The organism is Acetobacter fabarum (assembly GCF_011516925.1).
Lineage (GTDB): Bacteria > Pseudomonadota > Alphaproteobacteria > Acetobacterales > Acetobacteraceae > Acetobacter > Acetobacter fabarum.
Genome location: NZ_WOTG01000004.1, coordinates 173,843 through 192,685 on the forward strand (window position 1 = coordinate 173,843; position 18,843 = coordinate 192,685).

22 protein-coding genes, 1 tRNA gene and 1 pseudogene are annotated in these 18,843 nt (G+C 59.5%); 16 read left to right on the forward strand and 8 right to left on the reverse strand.

The window, feature by feature from the left end; all coding sequences use genetic code 11:
* Positions 1-2: 2 nt before the first annotated feature.
* Positions 3-1,175: an MlaE family ABC transporter permease gene (locus GOB83_RS07730; protein ID WP_095350016.1), complete on the reverse strand. Its 1,173-nt coding sequence runs from the start codon at positions 1,173-1,175 to the stop codon at positions 3-5.
* A gap of 288 nt (positions 1,176-1,463) precedes the next feature.
* On the opposite strand from GOB83_RS07730, the gene truB reads away from it, so the two are divergent.
* From truB to GOB83_RS07750, 4 genes are all read left to right on the forward strand, one after another.
* On the forward strand, positions 1,464-2,378 hold the full coding sequence (gene truB / locus GOB83_RS07735) for a tRNA pseudouridine(55) synthase TruB (RefSeq protein ID WP_165925686.1): 915 nt from the start codon (positions 1,464-1,466) through the stop codon (positions 2,376-2,378).
* A 23-nt stretch (positions 2,379-2,401) separates the two neighbouring features.
* On the forward strand, positions 2,402-2,671 hold the full coding sequence (gene rpsO / locus GOB83_RS07740) for a 30S ribosomal protein S15 (RefSeq protein ID WP_086647025.1): 270 nt from the start codon (positions 2,402-2,404) through the stop codon (positions 2,669-2,671).
* Positions 2,672-2,973: 302 nt separating this feature from the next.
* The gene (gene pnp / locus GOB83_RS07745) at positions 2,974-5,124 is read left to right on the forward strand and encodes a polyribonucleotide nucleotidyltransferase (protein WP_095350017.1); all 2,151 of its coding nucleotides are present in this window, start codon (positions 2,974-2,976) and stop codon (positions 5,122-5,124) included.
* A gap of 87 nt (positions 5,125-5,211) precedes the next feature.
* The gene (locus GOB83_RS07750) at positions 5,212-6,630 is read left to right on the forward strand and encodes an NAD(P)H-dependent flavin oxidoreductase (RefSeq protein ID WP_165925687.1); all 1,419 of its coding nucleotides are present in this window, start codon (positions 5,212-5,214) and stop codon (positions 6,628-6,630) included.
* 122 nt (positions 6,631-6,752) lie between these two features.
* Here GOB83_RS07750 and GOB83_RS07755 read toward each other — a convergent pair whose 3' ends face one another.
* Positions 6,753-6,950, reverse strand: coding sequence for a YqaE/Pmp3 family membrane protein (locus tag GOB83_RS07755; protein WP_086647029.1), 198 nt, complete (start codon positions 6,948-6,950; stop codon positions 6,753-6,755).
* 234 nt (positions 6,951-7,184) lie between these two features.
* On the opposite strand from GOB83_RS07755, the gene gyrA reads away from it, so the two are divergent.
* From gyrA to GOB83_RS07775, 4 genes are all read left to right on the forward strand, one after another.
* Complete coding sequence (gene gyrA / locus GOB83_RS07760; RefSeq protein ID WP_095350018.1) at positions 7,185-9,989, forward strand: DNA gyrase subunit A; 2,805 nt, start codon at positions 7,185-7,187, stop codon at positions 9,987-9,989.
* On the forward strand, positions 9,986-10,513 hold the full coding sequence (gene coaD / locus GOB83_RS07765) for a pantetheine-phosphate adenylyltransferase (protein ID WP_086647031.1): 528 nt from the start codon (positions 9,986-9,988) through the stop codon (positions 10,511-10,513). The genes gyrA and coaD overlap by 4 nt, the downstream gene beginning before the upstream one ends.
* 43 nt (positions 10,514-10,556) lie before the next feature.
* Positions 10,557-11,048, forward strand: a complete 492-nt coding sequence (locus tag GOB83_RS07770) for a peptidylprolyl isomerase (RefSeq protein ID WP_086639914.1) — start codon at positions 10,557-10,559, stop codon at positions 11,046-11,048.
* A gap of 202 nt (positions 11,049-11,250) precedes the next feature.
* Positions 11,251-11,326 (forward strand) — tRNA-Lys (locus GOB83_RS07775).
* Between the two features lie 73 nt (positions 11,327-11,399).
* On the opposite strand, the gene GOB83_RS07780 is transcribed toward GOB83_RS07775, so the two are convergent.
* From GOB83_RS07780 to GOB83_RS07790, 3 genes are all read right to left on the reverse strand, one after another.
* Positions 11,400-11,783 (reverse strand): hypothetical protein, encoded by a 384-nt coding sequence (locus tag GOB83_RS07780; RefSeq protein ID WP_194301334.1) that lies wholly within the window; start codon positions 11,781-11,783, stop codon positions 11,400-11,402.
* A 6-nt stretch (positions 11,784-11,789) separates the two neighbouring features.
* Positions 11,790-12,170: an RNase A-like domain-containing protein gene (locus GOB83_RS15270; protein ID WP_165925704.1), complete on the reverse strand. Its 381-nt coding sequence runs from the start codon at positions 12,168-12,170 to the stop codon at positions 11,790-11,792.
* Positions 12,171-12,307: 137 nt separating this feature from the next.
* A complete protein-coding gene (locus GOB83_RS07790; protein ID WP_194301335.1) occupies positions 12,308-12,691 on the reverse strand; it encodes a hypothetical protein in 384 nt (127 codons plus the stop codon).
* 579 nt (positions 12,692-13,270) lie between these two features.
* Here GOB83_RS07790 and GOB83_RS07795 point away from each other — a divergent pair.
* From GOB83_RS07795 to GOB83_RS07805, 3 genes are read left to right on the forward strand one after another with little or no spacing between them, the layout of a single operon-like run.
* A complete protein-coding gene (locus tag GOB83_RS07795; RefSeq protein ID WP_165925688.1) occupies positions 13,271-13,630 on the forward strand; it encodes a hypothetical protein in 360 nt (119 codons plus the stop codon).
* 26 nt (positions 13,631-13,656) lie between these two features.
* On the forward strand, positions 13,657-14,103 hold the full coding sequence (locus GOB83_RS07800; RefSeq protein ID WP_165925689.1) for a hypothetical protein: 447 nt from the start codon (positions 13,657-13,659) through the stop codon (positions 14,101-14,103).
* A gap of 3 nt (positions 14,104-14,106) precedes the next feature.
* The gene (locus GOB83_RS07805) at positions 14,107-14,307 is read left to right on the forward strand and encodes a hypothetical protein (protein WP_095350105.1); all 201 of its coding nucleotides are present in this window, start codon (positions 14,107-14,109) and stop codon (positions 14,305-14,307) included.
* Between the two features lie 183 nt (positions 14,308-14,490).
* Here the strand turns inward: GOB83_RS07805 and GOB83_RS07810 are convergent, their stop codons facing one another.
* Together GOB83_RS07810 and GOB83_RS07815 are read right to left on the reverse strand one after the other, a co-directional pair.
* On the reverse strand, positions 14,491-14,790 hold the full coding sequence (locus GOB83_RS07810; protein WP_165925690.1) for a hypothetical protein: 300 nt from the start codon (positions 14,788-14,790) through the stop codon (positions 14,491-14,493).
* Between the two features lie 112 nt (positions 14,791-14,902).
* Positions 14,903-15,703: a LexA family transcriptional regulator gene (locus GOB83_RS07815; RefSeq protein WP_242005778.1), complete on the reverse strand. Its 801-nt coding sequence runs from the start codon at positions 15,701-15,703 to the stop codon at positions 14,903-14,905.
* Between the two features lie 166 nt (positions 15,704-15,869).
* Here GOB83_RS07815 and GOB83_RS07820 point away from each other — a divergent pair, with 166 nt between their 5' ends.
* The 5 genes from GOB83_RS07820 (at position 15,870) to GOB83_RS07840 (ending at position 18,642) form a co-directional block, all read left to right on the forward strand.
* Positions 15,870-16,463, forward strand: a complete 594-nt coding sequence (locus tag GOB83_RS07820; RefSeq protein WP_165925691.1) for a DUF1376 domain-containing protein — start codon at positions 15,870-15,872, stop codon at positions 16,461-16,463.
* On the forward strand, positions 16,457-17,032 hold the full coding sequence (locus tag GOB83_RS07825) for a hypothetical protein (protein ID WP_165925692.1): 576 nt from the start codon (positions 16,457-16,459) through the stop codon (positions 17,030-17,032). Before GOB83_RS07820 ends, GOB83_RS07825 begins: the two co-directional genes overlap by 7 nt.
* Before the next feature lie 90 nt (positions 17,033-17,122).
* Positions 17,123-17,719 (forward strand): hypothetical protein, encoded by a 597-nt coding sequence (locus GOB83_RS07830; RefSeq protein WP_194301336.1) that lies wholly within the window; start codon positions 17,123-17,125, stop codon positions 17,717-17,719.
* A gap of 217 nt (positions 17,720-17,936) precedes the next feature.
* Positions 17,937-18,356 (forward strand): hypothetical protein, encoded by a 420-nt coding sequence (locus GOB83_RS07835; protein WP_165925693.1) that lies wholly within the window; start codon positions 17,937-17,939, stop codon positions 18,354-18,356.
* Positions 18,292-18,642 carry a terminase small subunit-like protein gene (locus tag GOB83_RS07840; RefSeq protein WP_165925643.1) on the forward strand — a complete coding sequence of 117 codons (351 nt, stop codon included), beginning with the start codon at positions 18,292-18,294 and terminating at the stop codon, positions 18,640-18,642. The genes GOB83_RS07835 and GOB83_RS07840 overlap by 65 nt, the downstream gene beginning before the upstream one ends.
* 15 nt (positions 18,643-18,657) lie before the next feature.
* Here GOB83_RS07840 and GOB83_RS07845 read toward each other — a convergent pair.
* A pseudogene (locus GOB83_RS07845) lies at positions 18,658-18,843 on the reverse strand (IS5/IS1182 family transposase); the annotation flags it as partial.

Below are 18,843 nucleotides of genomic sequence, written 5' to 3' on the forward strand. Positions count from 1 at the left end.
GCTCAGATTCCCAGCGCGTTGGCCATAACGGCAAACACCGCATCCATGGCGATAATGCCGACAATGCCAATAACCACCGCGCGGGTGGCGGCAATGCCAACATCGGCAGCACTGCGCCCCGCCTTAAGCCCTACGCGGCAGGCGGCAAGGGCAATAAAGCTGCCAAAGAAAAAGGCCTTGATAAACCCGAACACGAACTCCTTGAGTTCGACCCCGTTCACGGTGGAAATCCAGTACCCTACGGGGGAGACATCCATCATGCTCATGCTCACCACAAACCCGCCCAGAATGCCAATGAGCGTGCCGTACAGGTAGAGCAGGGGCATCATGAGCGAGAGGGAGAGAATGGCGGGGAGCAGGATATAGCCCGAAATGGGAATGCCAAAGACCTGCAGGGCGTCAATTTCCTCATTGCCCAGCATGGTGGCAATGCGGGCCGCATATGCCCCACCCGTGCGCCCGGCCATGATAATGGCGGTCATGATAGCCGAAATCTCACGCGCGCAGGCAATGCCCACAAGGTTGGTGACATAAATCTCGGCGGCAAAGCGGCGCAGTTCCACCAGCCCCACAAAAGCCAGAATGGCCCCGATAAGGAAGTTGACCACACCTACAATCAGCAGCGCATTGGGGCCTGCGTTCCACAGGTCCGTAATCAGGTCCTTGGTGCGCATGCGGCTTTTGCCGTGCAGGGCGTGCATGGCCCCGCGTGTGGTGTCCAGCGCAAGGGAGGCAACAACCCCGGTCTCGTTCAGGGTGCCAAGGGTCAGGTCGCCGGTTTTTTCCAGCAGGTTCTGCTTGTGGCTGTCGTGGCGCGCAGGGGGCGCGGGGTTGGGGGGCAGCAGGGCCAGCAGGCGCTGGGCTGGGGCGGGCAGGCCGTCCTGCTCAAACGCCAGCCCGGCACTGGCCGCCGCCTGCTTGGCTTCCCACAGGAAGGAAATAAAGGACGAATCCCACGCCGTAATGCCCGCCGTATCCATGCTCAGGCTGGTGGTGCCGGGTGGAGGGGGCGGAATATCCGCCGCCGTAAAGGGCAGGACCCCGCCATTGGGCACAGTCCACGCGCCCCGCACACTCAGGCAGGGGCCGTGCGGCCCGGTCTGCAAGGACCAGGCGGGCCGCGCGGCAGGCTCTGCCGTGGCGGTGGGGGGGGAGGGATCTGTTTGCTGGGTCATTGTTTGTGACAACATTAAGACAGGCCATGCCGGGCTGGCTAGTCCCGACATGGTGAGTGCTGGCCCGCATGGTACGCGGTCTGGGCGGGGTGTGCCATCTTGGTCTTGAGTTTGCTAATAATTTCCATGGTCAGGCATTTTCGTCAGCCCAGCATTGCACGGGCGCATTGCAGGGGGGCGCATGCTCGGCTAGATGCAGCCCTTGGTGTGCGCCGGGTGGGTCCGGGGCGGTAACCGGGAGCTGTGCAGGCCAGTGTGGCGCGCGCTCCCCCGCATACGGGAGTTGATATGCGACGCAGACGCGGGCGGCCACTTAACGGCTGGCTTATAGTGGACAAGCCCTCGGGCATGACCTCCACACAGGTAGTGGGGCGGGCCAAACGGCTGTTCGATGCGCAAAAGGTGGGCCATGGTGGCACGCTGGACCCGCTGGCAACCGGGCTTCTGCCACTGGCTTTTGGCACGGCTACCAAAACCGTGCCTTATGTTATGGACGGCACCAAGGTTTACCAGTTTACCCTGCGTATGGGCGAAGCGCGCGATAGTGATGATGCCGATGGCGCAGTAACCGCTACATCGGATGTGCGCCCTACGGATGAGCAGCTCCGCGCGGCATTGCCTGCGCTTACGGGCAACATCATGCAGGTGCCCCCGGTGTATTCCGCCCTCAAGGTGGCGGGCGAGCGGGCGTATGACATGGCGCGTGATGGCCGCCCGCCAGACCTGCCCCCCCGCCCCGCCCGTGTGGACCGTTTTGAGCTGATCGCCCGCCCCGATGCGGATACGGCGGTGTTCGAGGTCGAATCCGGCAAGGGCGTGTACATGCGCGCACTGGCACGTGATGTGGCGCTGGCATGTGGCACGGTTGGCCATATTGCGGTGCTGCGCCGCCTGCGCGTGGGGCCTTTTACTGAGGTCGATGCAATTATGCTGGACAAACTCACGCCAAACGACGACAACGCCCATGCTTCTGCGGAACTGCTTCTTCCGGTCGAGACCGCGCTGGCCGACATCCCGGCGCTGGCCCTGACTGAGGAGGAATCTGTTCTTCTGCGCCACGGGCGGGCTCTGAGCCTTCTGGATCTGATGGGACGTATCCCCCAGACCGATGCCTCGGGGACCGTGCGTGTCATGGACGCAGGGCGTGTGCTTGGCCTTGGCCGCCTGGAAGATGGGCAGCTCAAGCCAGTACGCATTCTATGACATTTTTCTGATGGAGACATGTGATGTCGATTACCGCTGAACGCCGCACCGAGGTTATTGCTGAATACCAGACCGCCCAGGGCGATACGGGTTCCCCCGAAGTGCAGGTTGCAATCCTGACCGAGCGCATCAACAACCTGACCGACCACCTCAAGACCCACGCGAAGGACTTCCACTCCCGCCGTGGTCTGCTGATCATGGTTGGCCGTCGTCGCAGCCTGCTGGACTACCTGCGTGGTAAGAGCCAGAGCCGCTACGAAGCGCTGATCGCGCGTCTGGGTCTGCGCCGCTAATTTCCGGTTTTTGCCCGCCAGTCCGGCATTCTGCCGGGCCGGAGGGCAGGCCGGATGGTCTGTGGGGGTTTTTGTGCTGGTCATATGGCCGCCAAACCCCCATATACCGTTGTACGCCACAGGCTTTGGCACGCGGGCTTTGACGTTCCGGGTAAGGCCACGGCGTTTCCGACCACATGGCGCCTGGGCGGTGCTGCCGCCAGTCTCCATGCCGTCCGAGGCGCTGTCCGCCATTCGGTTCTGTCCCGCTGTTTGCCGTGGTTTTGAATAAAAACTGTGTCAACAGAAGATGAGAAGACAGAATGTTTAACTACTTCCGCAAAGAAATTGAGTGGGCTGGCCGTCCGCTGGTGCTCGAAACCGGCAAGGTTGCCCGTCAGGCCGACGGTGCGGTGCTGGTCACGTATGGCGAAACCGTGGTCCTGTGTACCGCTGTTGGCGCGCGTGACGTCAAGCCGGGGCAGGACTTCTTCCCCCTGACCGTCAACTATCAGGAAAAAGCCTACGCAGCAGGCAAGATCCCCGGCGGGTTCTTCAAGCGTGAAGGCCGTCCTTCCGAAAACGAAACTCTGGTCTCCCGCCTGATCGACCGCCCCATTCGTCCGCTCTTCCCCGAAGGGTTCCGCAATGAGGTGCAGGTCATCGCCACGGTGCTGACCCACGACATGGAAAACGACCCGAGCATTCCCGCCCTGATCGGCTGCTCGGCTGCCCTGACCCTGTCTGGTATTCCCTTCTTCGGCCCCGTGGGCGCTGCCCGCGTTGGCTTTGCCGATGGCGCGTTCATCCTCAACCCCACGCTGGAACAGCTCAAGGAAACCGACCTTGATCTGGTCGTGGCTGGCACCGCCGAAGGCGTGCTGATGGTGGAATCCGAAGCATCCGAACTGTCCGAAGACGTGATGCTCGATGCCGTGACCTTTGGCCACACCGCCTTCCAGCCCGTGCTGGATGCCATTATTGCGCTGGCCGAACACGCCGCCAAGGAACCTTGGGACCTGCCGAGCGAAAGCAAGGAAGAAGCCGCCCTGCGCAAGCAGGTGGACAAGCTGGGCCGCAAGCTGATTGCCGATGCGTACAAGGAAAAGCAGAAGCAGACCCGTTACGAAAAGCTCAAGGCTGCGCGTGACGCCATTGTGGAAAAACTGACAGCCGCCGAGCTGGACGTGTCCGCTGCCAAGCCCATGATCAAGGACCTTGAAGCCGACGTGGTCCGCACCTCGGTGCTCAAGACCAGCAAGCGTATTGACGGGCGTGACCTTGTAACCGTGCGCCCGATTGTACCCGAAGTGGGCGTGCTGCCCCGCGTGCATGGTTCCGCCCTGTTCACCCGTGGTGAAACGCAGGCTCTGGTTGTGACCACGCTGGGCACTGGCCAGGACGAACAGGTGATTGATGCGCTCGAAGGCGAATACCGCACCAACTTCCTGCTGCACTACAACTTCCCTCCCTACTCCGTAGGTGAGTGCGGCCGCGTAGGCTCCCCCGGCCGGCGTGAAATCGGGCATGGCAAGCTGGCATGGCGCGCCCTGCACCCGCTGATGCCCAACCGCAAGGAATTCCCCTACACGGTGCGTGTTGTTTCCGAAATTACGGAAAGCAACGGCTCCTCCTCCATGGCGACCGTTTGCGGTAGCTCGCTGGCCCTTATGGATGCCGGTGTGCCCCTCAAGCGCCCTGTGGCCGGTATTGCCATGGGTCTGATCAAGGAAGGCGACAAGTTTGCCGTCCTGTCCGACATTCTGGGTGATGAAGATCATCTGGGTGACATGGACTTCAAGGTTGCCGGGACCGAAGAAGGCGTGACCGCGCTGCAGATGGACATCAAGATTACGTCCATCACGCCCGAAATCATGAAGATCGCTCTGGGTCAGGCGCGCGATGGCCGCCTGCACATTCTGGGCGAAATGAGCAAGGCGCTGACCGAAAACCGCACGACCGTTGCCACCACGGCGCCGCGCATCACCACCATGAAGGTGCCGCGCGAAAAAATCCGTGATGTCATTGGTTCAGGTGGCAAGGTTATCCGCGAAATCGTGGAATACTCGGGTGCGAAGGTGGATATTGGGGACGATGGCACAATCACCATTGCCGCCACCGCCGAAGACCAGACCAAAAAGGCGCTTGAACGCATTAACGGCATTGTGGCCGAGCCCGAACTGGGCCGCATTTACGATGGTAAGGTTGTAAAAACCGCCGACTTTGGCGCGTTCGTCAACTTCCTTGGTGCGCGTGACGGGCTGGTTCATATTTCCGAACTGGCACAGGGTCGCGTGGGTCGCACCACCGATGTGGTCAAGGACGGTGATGCCGTTAAGGTCAAGGTCATTGGTTTTGACGATCGCGGCAAGGTTAAACTGTCCATGCGCGTTGTTGATCAGGCCACAGGTGCCGACATTACGGAAACCGTGGGCGAAAAACCTGCCCGCGCACCGCGCCGGGATGCCGAATAAGGCATTTCCCCTGCGGAAGGGGGGCTTCCTCCCCCCTTCCGCGTCGCGGACCAGATACGGGTATCTTAGAGAAACGACAGGATAGTCATGAAGGCGATTAACACGCTTCGCATGGGGGGGACGGATGTTCTGCCGCTGGTAGAAGGCGGTAAGGGCGTTTCTGTTTCCACAGGTGCATCGGCCGGGGCATGGGCTGCTGCGGGGGGTGCGGGTACGATCTCCATCGTCAATGCGGATAGCTATGACGAGCAGGGTCACCCGGTGCCGCAGATTTACCATGGCCGCACCCGCCGGGAACGGCATGAGGAGCTTGTGGACTACGCCATTCGTGGTGGTATTGCGCAGGCGCGCATTGCGCACGAGGTTTCTGGTGGCAAGGGGCGCATTCACGCCAATATCCTGTGGGAAATGGCTGCCTCCGAACGGGTGATTACCGGTGTGCTCGAAGGGGCCAAGGGTATGATCCACGGCTTGACCTGCGGTGCGGGCATGCCCTACCGTCTGGCCGACATTGCCGCCCAGTTCGGGGTGCATTACTACCCTATCGTTTCTTCCGCCCGGGCCTTTAATGCGTTGTGGAAGCGTTCGTACAGCAAGGCCTCCGACCTGCTGGGCGGCGTTGTGTACGAAGACCCGTGGCGTGCAGGCGGGCATAATGGCCTGTCCAACACCGAAAACCCCTTTGCTCCGGAAGACCCCTACCCGCGCGTGCTGGCCCTGCGGCAGGCCATGCGCGGCTTTGGGCTGGACAATACCCCCATTATCATGGCCGGTGGCGTCTGGTGGCTGGAAGAATGGCAGGACTGGATTGACAGTGAAGAGCTGGGGCCGATCGCCTTCCAGTTTGGCACACGCCCGCTGCTGACCACCGAAAGCCCGATCCCCGATGCGTGGAAGCGCCGGTTGCTGACCCTGAAAAAAGGCGATGTGTACCTCAACCGCTTCTCCCCCACGGGGTTCTATTCCTCCGCTGTGAACAACGGCTTCCTGCATGAACTGCGCCAGCGTGCGGAACATCAGGTTCCGTTTGCAACCGAAGCGACGGATGAACTGACAGCACCTTACGGTGTTGGCCCCCGCAAGCGCGAAGTGTTCCTTAAGCCCGAAGACGTGGCGCGCGTGCAGCAGTGGGAAAGCGAAGGCTTTGTTGAGGCCCTGCGCACTCCCGATTCCACGCTCATTTTTGTCACCCCCGACCGGGCGCGCATGATTGTGGCGGACCAGACGGACTGCATGGGCTGCCTTTCGGAGTGCAAGTTCTCTAACTGGAGCCAGCGTGGCCCCAGCTACAGCAACGGCCACCGGGCGGACCCGCGCTCCTTCTGCATCCAGAAAACGCTTCAGGCCGCAGCCCATGCCTCTGGCCCAGATGCGGACAAGGTGATGGATGAAAACCTGATGTTTGGCGGCACCAATGCGTGGCGCTTTGGCACGGACCCGTTCTATGCCAACGGGTTTGTGCCCACGACCAAGCAACTGGTCGAGCGGATCATGACTGGTAAATAACATGCCCCAGCCCGGTGCAGGCCCAGATGGGTCCGCAATCGGCGCGGGTATAAAAAAGGCGGCCCTACCTTGCGGGGGCCGCCTTTTTGTTGCGCGCAGGGCATGTTGCCCCGTTGCCAGCCCTAGCTGCGGGAGGCGCGGCTCATGCGGGCAATCTTCTGGTCCGTTGTGTACTGGCTCAGGGCGTAAACCGACCAGATGGTGGCCGGAATCCAGCCGATAAGCGTAATCTGCAACACCAGGCAGGTAATCCCCGCAAAGGGGCGGCCAATGGTAAAAAACTGCAACCACGGTACAAGCAGGGCAAGGATAAGGCGCATTAGTCGTAAACTCCCAAGTTATGGGCCATGATGGGCATAGCTGGCCGTCCGGGGCAAGATAATCAGCACCATCTGTGGGTTTTATACCTGCCCAAACCCCTGCCGGCGCTAGGAGTTTGCGGGGTTTGGTGCTAGAAAATACACCGCACCGCGGCAACCGGTGTTCAGGTGGATTTGGCGGGGCGTGCGGGCACTAGCCCAGACAGCCGCGCAGCATGACAGAACGGATGAACCTTGACCGAGATTTCTGACCAGACCGGATCACCGCAGCCTTCAGACCTTCTGCCCGTGACCATTGAGGAGGAGATGCGCTCCTCCTACCTTGCGTATGCGATGTCGGTCATTGTCAGCCGTGCGTTGCCTGATGTGCGAGATGGTCTCAAGCCCGTGCACCGGCGTATTCTTTACGCCATGCACGAGAGCGGCTTTACGCACGACAAGCCTTACCGCAAGTCCGCCCGTGCAGTGGGTGAGGTCATGGGTAAATATCACCCCCATGGCGACAGCTCCATTTACGAAGCCATGGTGCGTATGGCGCAGTCGTGGTCCATGCGCGTCAAGCTGATTGACGGGCAGGGTAACTTTGGCTCGGTGGATGGGGACAGCCCCGCCGCCATGCGTTATACCGAGGCGCGTCTGGCCCGCTCCTCCACCTTTCTGCTGGGTGACATTGACCGTGATACGGTCGATTTTCAGCCCAACTATGATGAAAGCGAAAACGAACCCACGGTTCTGCCCGCCGCTTTCCCCAACCTGCTGATCAATGGCGCCACCGGCATTGCCGTGGGTATGGCCACCAACATTCCCACCCATAATCCGGGGGAAGTGGTGGATGCCACACTGGCCCTGATCGCCCGACCGGACATGACGCTCGAAGAGCTGATGGAAATTGTGCCCGGCCCGGATTTTCCCACCGGTGGCACCATTCTGGGGCGTTCTGGCATTCGCAGCGCCTATGCTACGGGGCGTGGCTCCGTAATTATTCGCGCCAAGGCCGATATTGAGGAAATCCGCAAGGACCGCAAAGCCATTGTGGTGAGCGAGATCCCCTATCAGGTCAACAAAGCCACCTTGCAGGAGCGTATTGCCGATCTGGTCCGCTCCAAGCAGGTGGAAGGCATTGCCGATATCCGCGACGAGTCCGACCGCTCGGGCATGCGCGTGGTGATTGAAATCAAGCGTGATGCCACGCCCGAAGTGGTGCTGAACCAGCTTTACCGCTTTACCCAGCTCCAGACCTCCTTTGGCGTGAACATGCTGGCCCTTGATGGCGGCAAACCCCGCCTGATGGGCCTGAAGGATGTGCTGGAGGCCTTTATTGCCTTCCGCGAAGAAGTAATCCTGCGCCGCTCGCGTCATGACCTGAACAAGGCGCGCGACCGGGCCCATATTCTGGTCGGGCTGGTTATTGCGGTTGCTAATATTGATGCCGTTATTGCCCTTATCCGCGCAGCGCCAGATGCCGCCACCGCGCGGGAATCGCTTATGGCAGCGCAGTGGAATGCTGCGGATGTGGAACCCCTGCTGGCCCTGATCCACGATGAAGGCAACGTGGTGGTGGATGGCAAGGTCCGCCTGACCGAAGCACAGGCACGCGGGATTCTGGAACTGCGCCTGCAACGCCTGACCGGGCTTGAGCGCGACAAAATCCAGAACGAACTGTCCGAAGTGGCGGTGCGGATTAACGAACTGCTCGAAATTATCAGCAGCCGCCCCCGACGCATGGAAGTGCTGTGCGAGGAACTGGCCCGTGCCCGTGCCGAACTGGTAACCCCGCGCGTAACCGACATTACCGATTATGACGGGGATCAGGATGATGAAAGCCTGATCGAACCCGGCCAGATGGTTGTGACCATCACGCGGGAAGGCTTTATCAAACGCACACCGCTGGATGTGTTCCGCGCGCAAAACCGTGGTGGCCGTGGCCGCACCGGGGCAGGCACACGCGGGGATGATATTGTGGTGCGCTCCTTTAACGCGCACACGCACCAGTGGGTTATGTTCTTCTCCTCCGGTGGCAAGGTGTACCGCCAGAAGGTGTGGCGTCTGCCAGAGGCAGGCCCCGCCGCCAAGGGCCGCGCGCTGGTTAACCTGCTGCCTGACCTTGGAACAGACACCATTACCGCCGTGCTGCCCCTGCCGCAGGACGAGGAACTGTGGGAAAGCCTGCACCTTGTCTTTGCCACCGCCAGCGGGGGTGTACGCCGCAACCGGTTGAGCGACTTCCGCAATATCCGTGTTTCCGGCATGATCGCCATGAAGCTCGATGACGGCGATAGCCTGATCGGCGTTGCCACCTGCCGCGATGGGCAGGACGTGTTCCTTGCCACCCGCAAGGCACGCTGCATCCGCTTCCAGATTACCGATGACACGGTGCGTGTGTTTGCCGGGCGCGGGTCGTCGGGTGTGCGCGGGATCCGTCTGGCCGAGGGCGACCGGGTGATCAGCCTTGCCGTGCTCAACCATGTTGAGGCCACGGTGGAGGAACGCGCAGCCTACCTGCGCATGGCCAACGCCAAACGCCGGGCCGAAAACGCAGCCGATACCGAGGATGATGCCGACGTATCCGTGGTGGATGGGGATGAGGATGAAGGTGCAACCGGCACCGAAGCCCTGACCCCCGAACGCTTCGCCCAGCTTGAAGCGGCCGAAGAAGTGCTGCTGATTGTGAGCGATGGCGGGTTTGGCCGCCGCTCCTCCGCCTATGATTACCGCGTAAGCGGGCGTGGCGGGCAGGGCATTACCAACATGACCTTCTCTGCCAACAAGCGCGGGACGGAGGTTTCGGCCACCCTGCCGGTGCTGCCGGGTACGGATGTCATGCTCGTGACCGATGCTGGCCGCCTGATCCGTGTGCCGGTTGACCAGGTGCGTATTATGGCCCGTCAGGCTAGCGGGGTGACCCTGCTGCGCCTGAATGATGCAGAACGCATTACCAGTGTGTTCCCGGTCATGGATGATGGTGAGGACGAAGCAGGCGAGGCAGAAGATGCCGCTCCCCAGCCGTCCGCGGATGATGGTGCCGGTCCCGCCGCATGACCAGCCCTGCTGCCGCACCCAAACGTGTCGGGCTGTACGCTGGCACGTTTGACCCGGTAACAGTCGGCCATCTGGACGTGATCGAGCGGGCAAGCAGGCTGGTGGACCGGCTGATTATCGGGGTTGCCCGCAATCCCGGCAAAAGCCCGCTTATGCCGCTTGAAGAGCGGATCGAATGTGTGAGCGAGGCCCTGCCTGCCATCAAGGCGCGTACAGGGGGGGAGATGACGGTTGTCTCCTTCCACTCGCTTCTGGTGGAGGCGGTGCGGGCCAATGGGGCTACGCTTATCTTCCGTGGCCTGCGCGTTCTGTCCGACTTTGATTACGAAGTGCAGATGACGGGCGTAAACCGGCGGCTGGATAGCGGGATAGAAACCGTGTTCCTTATGGCGTCGGAGCGCACGCAGTTTATTTCCTCCCGTATGGTGAAGGAAATTGCCAGCTATAACGGCGATATTTCGGAGTTTGTAACACCCTATACCCAGGCGCGCCTACTGGCCCGTCTGGCTGAACGCACGGGCTGAACCGCGCATTTGGGCGGGTGTTGCCTTAACAGGAGAGTTTCTGATGTCCACAGAAGATAAAAAAGACCTGATTTACATGGATGTGCCCGCAGGCCGCGTGGTTATCCGCCTGCGCCCCGACCTTGCCCCCAAGGCGGCCGAACGCCTGCGCACGCTGGCCGAACAGGGTTTTTATGACAACGTGGCTTTCCACCGCGTTATCCCCGGCTTTATGGCTCAGGGTGGTGACCCCACGGGTACGGGCATGCACGGTTCCGACCTGCCGGACCTGCCCGCCGAATTTACCAACAAGGCCAAGTTTGAGCGTGGCACCATTGGCATGGCGCGTACCTCTGACCCGAACAGCGCGAACAGCCAGTTCTTTATCATGTTCGAACCCTCCCCCCATCTGGATGGCCAGTACACCATTGTGGGTGAAGTGGTTGAAGGCATGGAGAACGTGGACAAGATCAAACGCGGCTCCGGCATGTCCGGCGTGGTGAACGAGCCCGACCGGATTGCCAAAATGGTTCCGGCGGACAAGGCAGAAGCCTGATCCCACGCAAACGGCCCGCCCTAACCCGGCGGGCCGTTTTTGTATGGGCCTTAACAGGCTATGGCCGCGTATGTGCCCCAACGGGCATGATGTGGCACAAAGAGGCGGAAAAATGCCTTTGTGCGCTTGACGCAGGGGGTTAATCCGGTTAGGAACAGCCCCATCACGCACGGTCCATGACCGCCCGCGTGGTTCCATGTGTGAGCCGGTAGCTCAGCTGGTAGAGCATTCGACTTTTAATCGAATGGTCGAGGGTTCGAGTCCCTCCCGGCTCACCATTTCTCCCCAAAAAGCGCTAAAGACTGCTAACCCACTCAGGGTTATAAAACCATGCTGGGGGATGACCCGCTTTTATATACTCGGGTCAATCTCTTTTCCCGCCTGCACCTCGGGGTCATTTTCAAAAACGTGGAGGACGGCAGACCAGAATGCCCGCAAGGTAGGAAAATTGCCCCAATTAGGTGGTTCTTCAACTTCTTCAGTAGGACTTATGGCGATCAAAGCAAAGCTTACATGGTCGATTTCTGCATCATTGCAAGCCAGTAAATTCTTTAATTCGTTGACTGTTTGCTGTTTGAACAGCAGGTCATGACCTTGCGGTGCATTTTCAATGACTTCTGCCAATGTATCGCCAAAAATATCAGCATCCTCGCCGAAAGAACTGGCACCCAGATTTTTTATACGCGGGAATATGTCGTGAATATCATTATTTGTACATTCTAGCAGTTTGGCCATAGTAAACTAACCCATTGTGTTTTTTTTGATAATTGTAACGCGAATATACCGTGCCGTTTTACGCTGACGATTAGCTTTTTCAATGATAACAGTTTCTCTTTCAGAGATGTTTTGGTCAAGCGGTATTTCCGCTCCATCTTTGGTATTCTTTAGATAGGTATCAATCTTGGAGGCGTGATTTCTGAGTACTTTGTGAATAATACGTTCGGCTGCTGCCTGTGTAGTAAAGAATGAAATTACTGGAAGTTTTTCTTTTTTAAACCGACGTTCAATATATTCGTCGCTGAGAGTGATGTGTTTTCGTAGTATGCGGCCACCTACCTTGAGATTATGCGGTCGTGTTTCATTACGGTCGCCATCAAAGCTTTTCTGCCAGTGATGTGAGATGAGATTCTGGTTGGCGTCTGATCTGGCAGGCTGAGACGCGTAAGATGAAGGACGGTGGAAGTGTTCCCAAGTGTGATGTCAGCATGCCTGAAAGTCAGTCGGTATGCATCTGTTAATGCCACGCGAATGACCCGCCTTTACATATCTGGGTTAATCTCTTTTCCCGCCTGTACCTCGGGGTCATTTTCAAAACTGTGGAGGGTGGCAGACCAGAACGCCCGCAAGGTTGGAAAATTGCCCCAATTCGGTGGTTCTTCAACCTCTTCAGTAGGACTTATGGCGATCAAAGCAAAGCTTGCATGGTTGAGTTCTGCCTCATTGCAAGCCAGTAAAGTCCTTAATTCGTTGACTGTTTGCTGTTTGAACAGCAGGCCATGACCTCGTGGTGCATTTTCAACAACTTCTGCCAACGTATCGCCAAAAATATCAGGATCCTCGCCGAAGGAACAGGCACCCAGATCGGCTAGACGCGGAAATATGGTGCGAATATCATGATTTGTACATTTTAGCAGTTTGGACATAGTAAACTCACGCGTGGGGTTTTTTTGATCATTGCAATACGGATATACCGCGCAGTCTTACGCTCCATCTTGAGCACTTTGTAAATAATATGTCTGGCGGGCTTCCTGCATAGTAAAAATTAAATGACTGGATATTTTTCCTTTTCTAAACCGATGTTCCATATATTTGTTGGTTGGAGCGGCCTATTTTAGGAGGACATAGTCACCTACCTTGAGAGTGTGCGCTCGTGTTCTGCAGGAGTATCCCTCGTGTTATGGCTGGGTTTGCGCGGTGGGTGTTGTTGCTGGGATGTGTGGCAGAATAAAAAACAGTGTTTATGCGCGCAATGTGTGGCATAGGTTTTTTATCGTCGCCTATTCTGCGTCCTTTGGGACAACGCTCTAGTGTTGTGCCAGACATGCCAGACGCCCTTATAACCCCTTCCACTTTATAATCCTTGAGCACCTGTTCCTGCCTGTCAGGGGCAGGTTTTTTTGTATTCAGGGTATGGAAAAATCCCGCGTGCGGCATGTGGGCTGTGGCCTTGGGGCTGGCGGGCAGTGGGCAGACGACCAATCCGTTAAATGGAGGTTCTGAACATGGCCGATACAGGCCACAATGTGCCCGTTATGGGGTCAGTTACGCGCAACACGGCCAAAGTGGCTGCAATTGTTGCTTTTATTCCCTCGTTTTTTTCTGTTCTTCCACAAAATCTGGCGCTTGTTATTTGTGCTGGCATGGTCACTTGTGCGGCTATAACTGCGGCTGTGCCCGCGCCCGTGCATGGGCGGCTGCTGGTTGTACTGTACCAGATTGTGCGGGTAGCGGGGCTGGGGGTGCAGTACGCCGTGCCCTATATGGCGGCCCATCTGGTTAAGACCCCGTCTGCCAGCGCACCCGCTACGGAGGCCAGAGCCGCGGCCACGGAATGTGTGGTTGCAGGGAAAACCGCACCTTAAAAATTTTCCTTTCAGGAACAATAAATATGAAAAATTATGTCAAAGCAGGCAGCCTTGCGGTGCTGTGCCTGCTGTGTTCGTGCGCGCAAACCGCGCAGGGCAAGTTGCGTCAGGCCGTGTATGATACGGCCAGCGCATACCACCTGCTGGCCAGCCCCATGCCCTATATTATGGCAGGGCACGTGCCCGGCGTAAGCCTGAGTGCCGGGCAAAAAGCCCTTGCCCGCAAGGCCAGCCAGAGTGTGCTGGACGAACTGAGCGCACTTGAGCAGTCCATACAGGCCGGGAACACGCTGGCCGAAACAGCTGTTGCAGCCTTGCAGGCGGATTTTGCCGCGTTTTCCACTTGCTGGAGCGGGCTTACCGCAGGGAACACTCCGGCTGCATGCACCTTGGCTAAAACGGCAAGCACGGCCACCACTGCCACGCAGGCCGATGCGGCTGTGTCCGTATCCACCAAAGGGAAGGAATGAACCATGACCGCAGCAGAAATTAGCGCCATACTGGGCATTGTAGGGACTGTGGTCTCTCTGGCGGAAAAGTATGGCCCCGAAGCGTATGACACGGTTTTGAGCGCCATTGCGCAAAGCAAAAGTGGCACAGGCCCGAGTGATGCGGATATTGCGGCACTCTTTGCTAAATGTCAGGCTGACAACGCGGCTATTCAGGCATCATGAGTGTGGATTTTGAGTGCGGTATGGTGCTGGGTGGGGGGCTTGTAGGGCTGGTGGGGGTTGCGCTGGCCGTAACCCTGCGCCTGCTCGCCCAGCGCGACGGTGGCTGGCCAGACTAGGCCGGAATAACGGGGGAGAGGGGATTACGGGCCGGGGCCTTATGCCGGTCCGGCTGCCAGTGTGGCGTTACCCCAAAGGCTGTTGTTGGCGTTCCAGCAGGTCACGCACGGTTTGTACAATCTCGCCTATGCTTTCCTCGCAGTAGCGGTGCTGGTCGGCGGCAAAGGTGGTGTTGGTGTAAAAAGGCCATTGCAGGCTGTGGCTGGCTGCGCGCAGGTGCAGGATGGCCTGCTCGTAACGGGCAAGCTCCTGCGCCGTGGCGCTGGGCAGCGTATCGGTGCTGAACAGGCCGCGTCGGGCAGCGTGGGTATAGGCATCGACCTGCGCCGCGTGGCGGTGGTCGGGGCAGGGCGGGTGCGGTTCCAAAGTGTTCTCCCTCAACAACACGCGGCCAGTATGTGCGTAATAAACGCACAACACAAGACCTCATAACACGCATATGTGTGCGGGGGAGTGCGGGCTTATGGAGGGCTGGGCGTTACTTCCAGGTCCATTTGCCCACAACACGGCCGTTAATGCTGATTTCGTCCAGTGTGAGTTCGTAGGTGGAATAGGCGCTGTTAATGCTCATGATCCGCACCCGCCGGGGCTCCTCCATGCCGGGGATCAGTTCCAGCCGTTTGAGCACAAGGCCAAACCCGTCCCACAGAACATACACACCGGGGGGGGAGGGAATGCGGTGGGTTGTGTCCACCAGCACCCTGTCTCCGGACTGGTAGTCCGGCTCCATGCTGTCCCCCGCCACGCGGACAATGGCCAGCGTGTCTGGTGTTTCGGAAAAAGCCGCAACGTAGCCACGCGGCAGGGTCCAGTGTTCCACCGGGCGCAACCCGTCCTGCGGGGCGCACAGAACCGGCACACAGCCCGGCCCGGCCGATGTGATGACATCATACTCAGGTATGGCAATGCGGCCGGAGCCCGCCGGGGGCAGGGTATCGGGCTGGGGTGGGGCTGGCGCGGGCGTAGGCTGGGGGGTCATTTTGGCCACAAGGCCCGCTTCCCCCATGCTTACACCGGCAAGGTTCCATACCTCGTTGGCGGTAATGGGCGGGTCCCCCCTGCCATTGAGCAATGGCACCATGGATTTGACCATGGGTAAGGGCAGCACATCCTTTTTGTAGGAGGTCTCATACATGCGGTAGGAGGAAAACTTCTCTCCGTACCCCAGGTCGCGCGCAAACTCACGAATCGTATAACCGGCGCGCTCGCGCAGGGTTTTAAGCCTGTCCGTGATCCGATTCTGGTTCATGCCTGCATTGTGGTCAAAAGTGTCGTGCATGTCAGTGCGTAAAAACCGCTTGCAGTTTGTATTTTTAATACGCACATTATGTGCATGAACAACGCACATACCAGCCTGCCTGATGCGGTGCAAGAGCCGCCCCGGCCTTTTCCCGCCCCAATGACCCCACCGCAGAGCGATTTGCGGGGTCTGCCCTTTATGCCGCTTGCTGGATAGCGACCTGTTCGCCCTGAGCACGGGGGACGGGTTTAAATGCGCCGTAGCCTTGTGGTGTAAGGCATGGCAGCAGGTGCCAGCGGGCAGCCTGCCGCATAACGACCGTGTTCTGGCGCATCTGTCCGGTGCGGGCGGGCGGTGGCCTACGCTGCGCACGGTGGCCCTGCATGGGTGGGTCGTCTGCTCGGATGGGCGGCTGTACCACCCCGTTATTGCGCAAAAAGCCAATCAGGCCTGGAAGGCCCGTCTGGCCCAGCGTGCCCGTGCGGCCCGCCGCTGGGGGCATGCGCCGGAGGAGAGTGCTCCCCCCACACAGGCTTCGGCATGCCACGGCACAGCCCACGCAGATGCAAGGGAGAGGGAGAGCAAGAGTCGCTCACTGCGTTCGCGGGGGAATAATCAGGCGGATTTAGCGCGGGGGCGTTCCAGCAAGGCGCATGTGCCACACCCGCTGGAGGAGCAGGCCGCGCGGTTGAGGCAGCGCAGCGCGGCCCGCAAACAGGGGCGGGAGCCAGCGCGTAACACGCCAGAGGTGCCGCCCCACATGGCGGGTGATGACAAACCCGGTGGTGCGGAATGTTGAGCCTGAACGCGCAGGGCCACGGCACGGCGGGCCTGCCCCAACCCAGTCCCGCACTGGCTGGCCAGCTGGAGGCGTTTCGCCCCGGAGGGTTTGCTCCCCCGGCTGCCCTTGTGGACGAGGCACGTGCCCTTCTGCCAGCCTATACCCGCGCCCTGTCCCCCCTACCTGTGCTGGAACTGACCAGCAGGGTAGAGGAGTTTGCCGAAATGCTGAACGCGGGCGTGGTTAATCCATTGCCCGGCGTGGCCCTGCAACTGCGTTGTGTGGCGCTGGTTACCGCCTGCGCCACAGTGCCAGCACTGGCATGGAGCGAGGCCACTGTGCGCCGTGCCCTTGTGGCGTTTACGTTTTTTCCATCCGCGGCACAGTTGGTGGCGTTGCTGGAGGCACAGTGTGGCGAGGCCCGCGCCACGCAGGGCCGGTTGCGCCTGATGGTGGCAGAGGCCGACCGGCGCATGGCGCGCGCGCAGGCGCAGGAGCTGCGCTGGGCACAATGGGAGCAGCACCATGCGCCACAGCCTGTGTACAACCCTGTGGATAATGTGGATTGTATGCAAAATCGGACCTGATTGCGCACCACTTTACAAAAAATTGAACAGTTTATGGCCCGTTTTCCCCAAAAAGGTGGAAAAGGCAGGGCAGGCAAGGATTTTATGCAAATGAATGCATCCCACACGCAGGTTTCCAAAAAGCAGGGTGGCGCACCCCATGCGGGTCTTTTATCCGCGCAGGCAGGGTGCCCGCCCACGGCCGAGCGGATGGAAAAGTCCATCTTTGCGGTGGACACGGCAACGCCGGGTAACCCGTTGCGGGTGCTGGGTACGGTGCAGGCGCTGCTGAATGCGCGTGATATTACCCAGGATGCCGCCAATGCAGCGGAACGCTGGTATAGGGACTGGGTGTTTGCCTATGTGGGGCATATTGAATACCCCACAAACCATACGCCCAATACCCTGACCCGGCATGATGATGTATCCTGGCAGATGACACGCGCACACGCCGCTGGCCGTCTGGCCGATGTGCGCCACGCTCTTGGTTTGTGTGCCGATGTGCGGCTTAAACTGATGCTGGTGGATGAGCTGTCATTCATGCAGATGGGGCGCGTGCTTTTTCCGCATCTGTCAGATGCGCGGGCGCGGCTCAAGGTTTCTGCCCAGTGCGCCATGCTGCTGGAACAGCTTGAAGGGTTTTATAACAGCCTGCGCCGGGCAAACCAGAACCGTAAAAAACCGCGTTCCGGTGTGGCGGCAGGCTAGGCCGGTCGGGAAAAAAGCTGGTGCAAGGCATGGATTTGTAAAAAATATGCACAATGTGCGTTTTTTTAACTTGCCATGTGCGCGCAGCCTGCGTATGTAAATACCTACATTGGAATTCCTGCGCCAGACCGCAGCAAGCCGCCCCACCGGGCGGCTTTTTTTATGGGCTGGGCGCTACGCGGCACACAGGGCCGTATTCCCCATTTGTGGAAAAATCATGATCCAGTCAGTCAGCTATGCCGATGTGGTGCGCCTGCACCGCACGGATGCCGTGTGTGTTGGCCTGCGTGCGGGCCTGCCCTTGCTCTGCTTTTTGGTGCCCGAGGCGGAAAATACACGCCACAGGGCCGATGTTCCCCTTTCGTGGTGCGAGAGTGCACAGGCCAATCTACCGCCAGAGGTGCGCGTGCGCTGTGTGGTGCGCGAGCGGGCGGTGCGTGGGCCGGTTGTGGGGCAGCTCCCCCAGCCTGCCATGCAGCGTATTCACGCCATGATCGCGCGCGAGCGTACCAGCCAGACGGTGGAAGGAGGCTGGCCGCACAGGACCACGCCCCACAATAAGGCCAGCACCCATGCCTGCATGCAAAAAAACACCAGTTCCTGTAACGGTACTGCCCGAACCGGCTATTACGCCTGAGGTCTGGGAGCATATCTTCAGTCAGGCGGAGGAAGGCCACACCCTGCGCCAGATCAGCACCGGGGCGGGCATGCCAACATGGGAGCATATGCGCGCCAGCCTGCATGCAAGCCCCACACTGGCCAGCCGCTACGCCCGCGCAAGAGTGCTGGCCGCAGAAGCGTTTGAGGACCGGCTGTTACAGGAGGTCCATAGCATTAGCGGGGAAGATACAGCCGCCATGCGCCTGCGGATTGATACGGCTCTGTTGCACAATTCCAGCGATTGGGCGTACTGCAATCTTTGAGGAGTTTTCTGACGCGACAGGGGGTATGAGGGGGATTCCGAGGGCTGTGAAGCGATTGAGGACGGCGATCCGGACATGAACTTCGGTGATCTGACGGTCGAAATCGCGTGCTGTCAGACGCTGGCCCAGCAGCTTGATGCAGTGCATTTTCGTCTCAACGCGGCTTCGTCGATGATAACCACTCCATCGTCTCCAGATAGC

What these genes read in the sequence shown, in the direction of transcription:
- GOB83_RS07795 (WP_165925688.1), top strand. Translation starts at nt 13,271, where the DNA reads ATGGCCGATACAGGCCACAATGTGCCCGTTATGGGGTCAGTTACGCGC.
- GOB83_RS07840 (WP_165925643.1), top strand. Translation starts at nt 18,292, where the DNA reads ATGCCTGCATGCAAAAAAACACCAGTTCCTGTAACGGTACTGCCCGAA.
- GOB83_RS07815 (WP_242005778.1), bottom strand. Translation starts at nt 15,703, where the DNA reads ATGCACGACACTTTTGACCACAATGCAGGCATGAACCAGAATCGGATC.
- coaD (WP_086647031.1), top strand. Translation starts at nt 9,986, where the DNA reads ATGACCAGCCCTGCTGCCGCACCCAAACGTGTCGGGCTGTACGCTGGC.
- truB (WP_165925686.1), top strand. Translation starts at nt 1,464, where the DNA reads ATGCGACGCAGACGCGGGCGGCCACTTAACGGCTGGCTTATAGTGGAC.
- GOB83_RS07825 (WP_165925692.1), top strand. Translation starts at nt 16,457, where the DNA reads ATGTTGAGCCTGAACGCGCAGGGCCACGGCACGGCGGGCCTGCCCCAA.
- GOB83_RS07830 (WP_194301336.1), top strand. Translation starts at nt 17,123, where the DNA reads ATGAATGCATCCCACACGCAGGTTTCCAAAAAGCAGGGTGGCGCACCC.
- GOB83_RS07730 (WP_095350016.1), bottom strand. Translation starts at nt 1,175, where the DNA reads ATGACCCAGCAAACAGATCCCTCCCCCCCCACCGCCACGGCAGAGCCT.
- pnp (WP_095350017.1), top strand. Translation starts at nt 2,974, where the DNA reads ATGTTTAACTACTTCCGCAAAGAAATTGAGTGGGCTGGCCGTCCGCTG.
- GOB83_RS07835 (WP_165925693.1), top strand. Translation starts at nt 17,937, where the DNA reads ATGATCCAGTCAGTCAGCTATGCCGATGTGGTGCGCCTGCACCGCACG.
- GOB83_RS07750 (WP_165925687.1), top strand. Translation starts at nt 5,212, where the DNA reads ATGAAGGCGATTAACACGCTTCGCATGGGGGGGACGGATGTTCTGCCG.
- GOB83_RS07790 (WP_194301335.1), bottom strand. Translation starts at nt 12,691, where the DNA reads ATGTCCAAACTGCTAAAATGTACAAATCATGATATTCGCACCATATTT.
- GOB83_RS07770 (WP_086639914.1), top strand. Translation starts at nt 10,557, where the DNA reads ATGTCCACAGAAGATAAAAAAGACCTGATTTACATGGATGTGCCCGCA.
- GOB83_RS07805 (WP_095350105.1), top strand. Translation starts at nt 14,107, where the DNA reads ATGACCGCAGCAGAAATTAGCGCCATACTGGGCATTGTAGGGACTGTG.
- GOB83_RS07755 (WP_086647029.1), bottom strand. Translation starts at nt 6,950, where the DNA reads ATGCGCCTTATCCTTGCCCTGCTTGTACCGTGGTTGCAGTTTTTTACC.
- rpsO (WP_086647025.1), top strand. Translation starts at nt 2,402, where the DNA reads ATGTCGATTACCGCTGAACGCCGCACCGAGGTTATTGCTGAATACCAG.
- GOB83_RS07800 (WP_165925689.1), top strand. Translation starts at nt 13,657, where the DNA reads ATGAAAAATTATGTCAAAGCAGGCAGCCTTGCGGTGCTGTGCCTGCTG.
- GOB83_RS07780 (WP_194301334.1), bottom strand. Translation starts at nt 11,783, where the DNA reads ATGGCCAAACTGCTAGAATGTACAAATAATGATATTCACGACATATTC.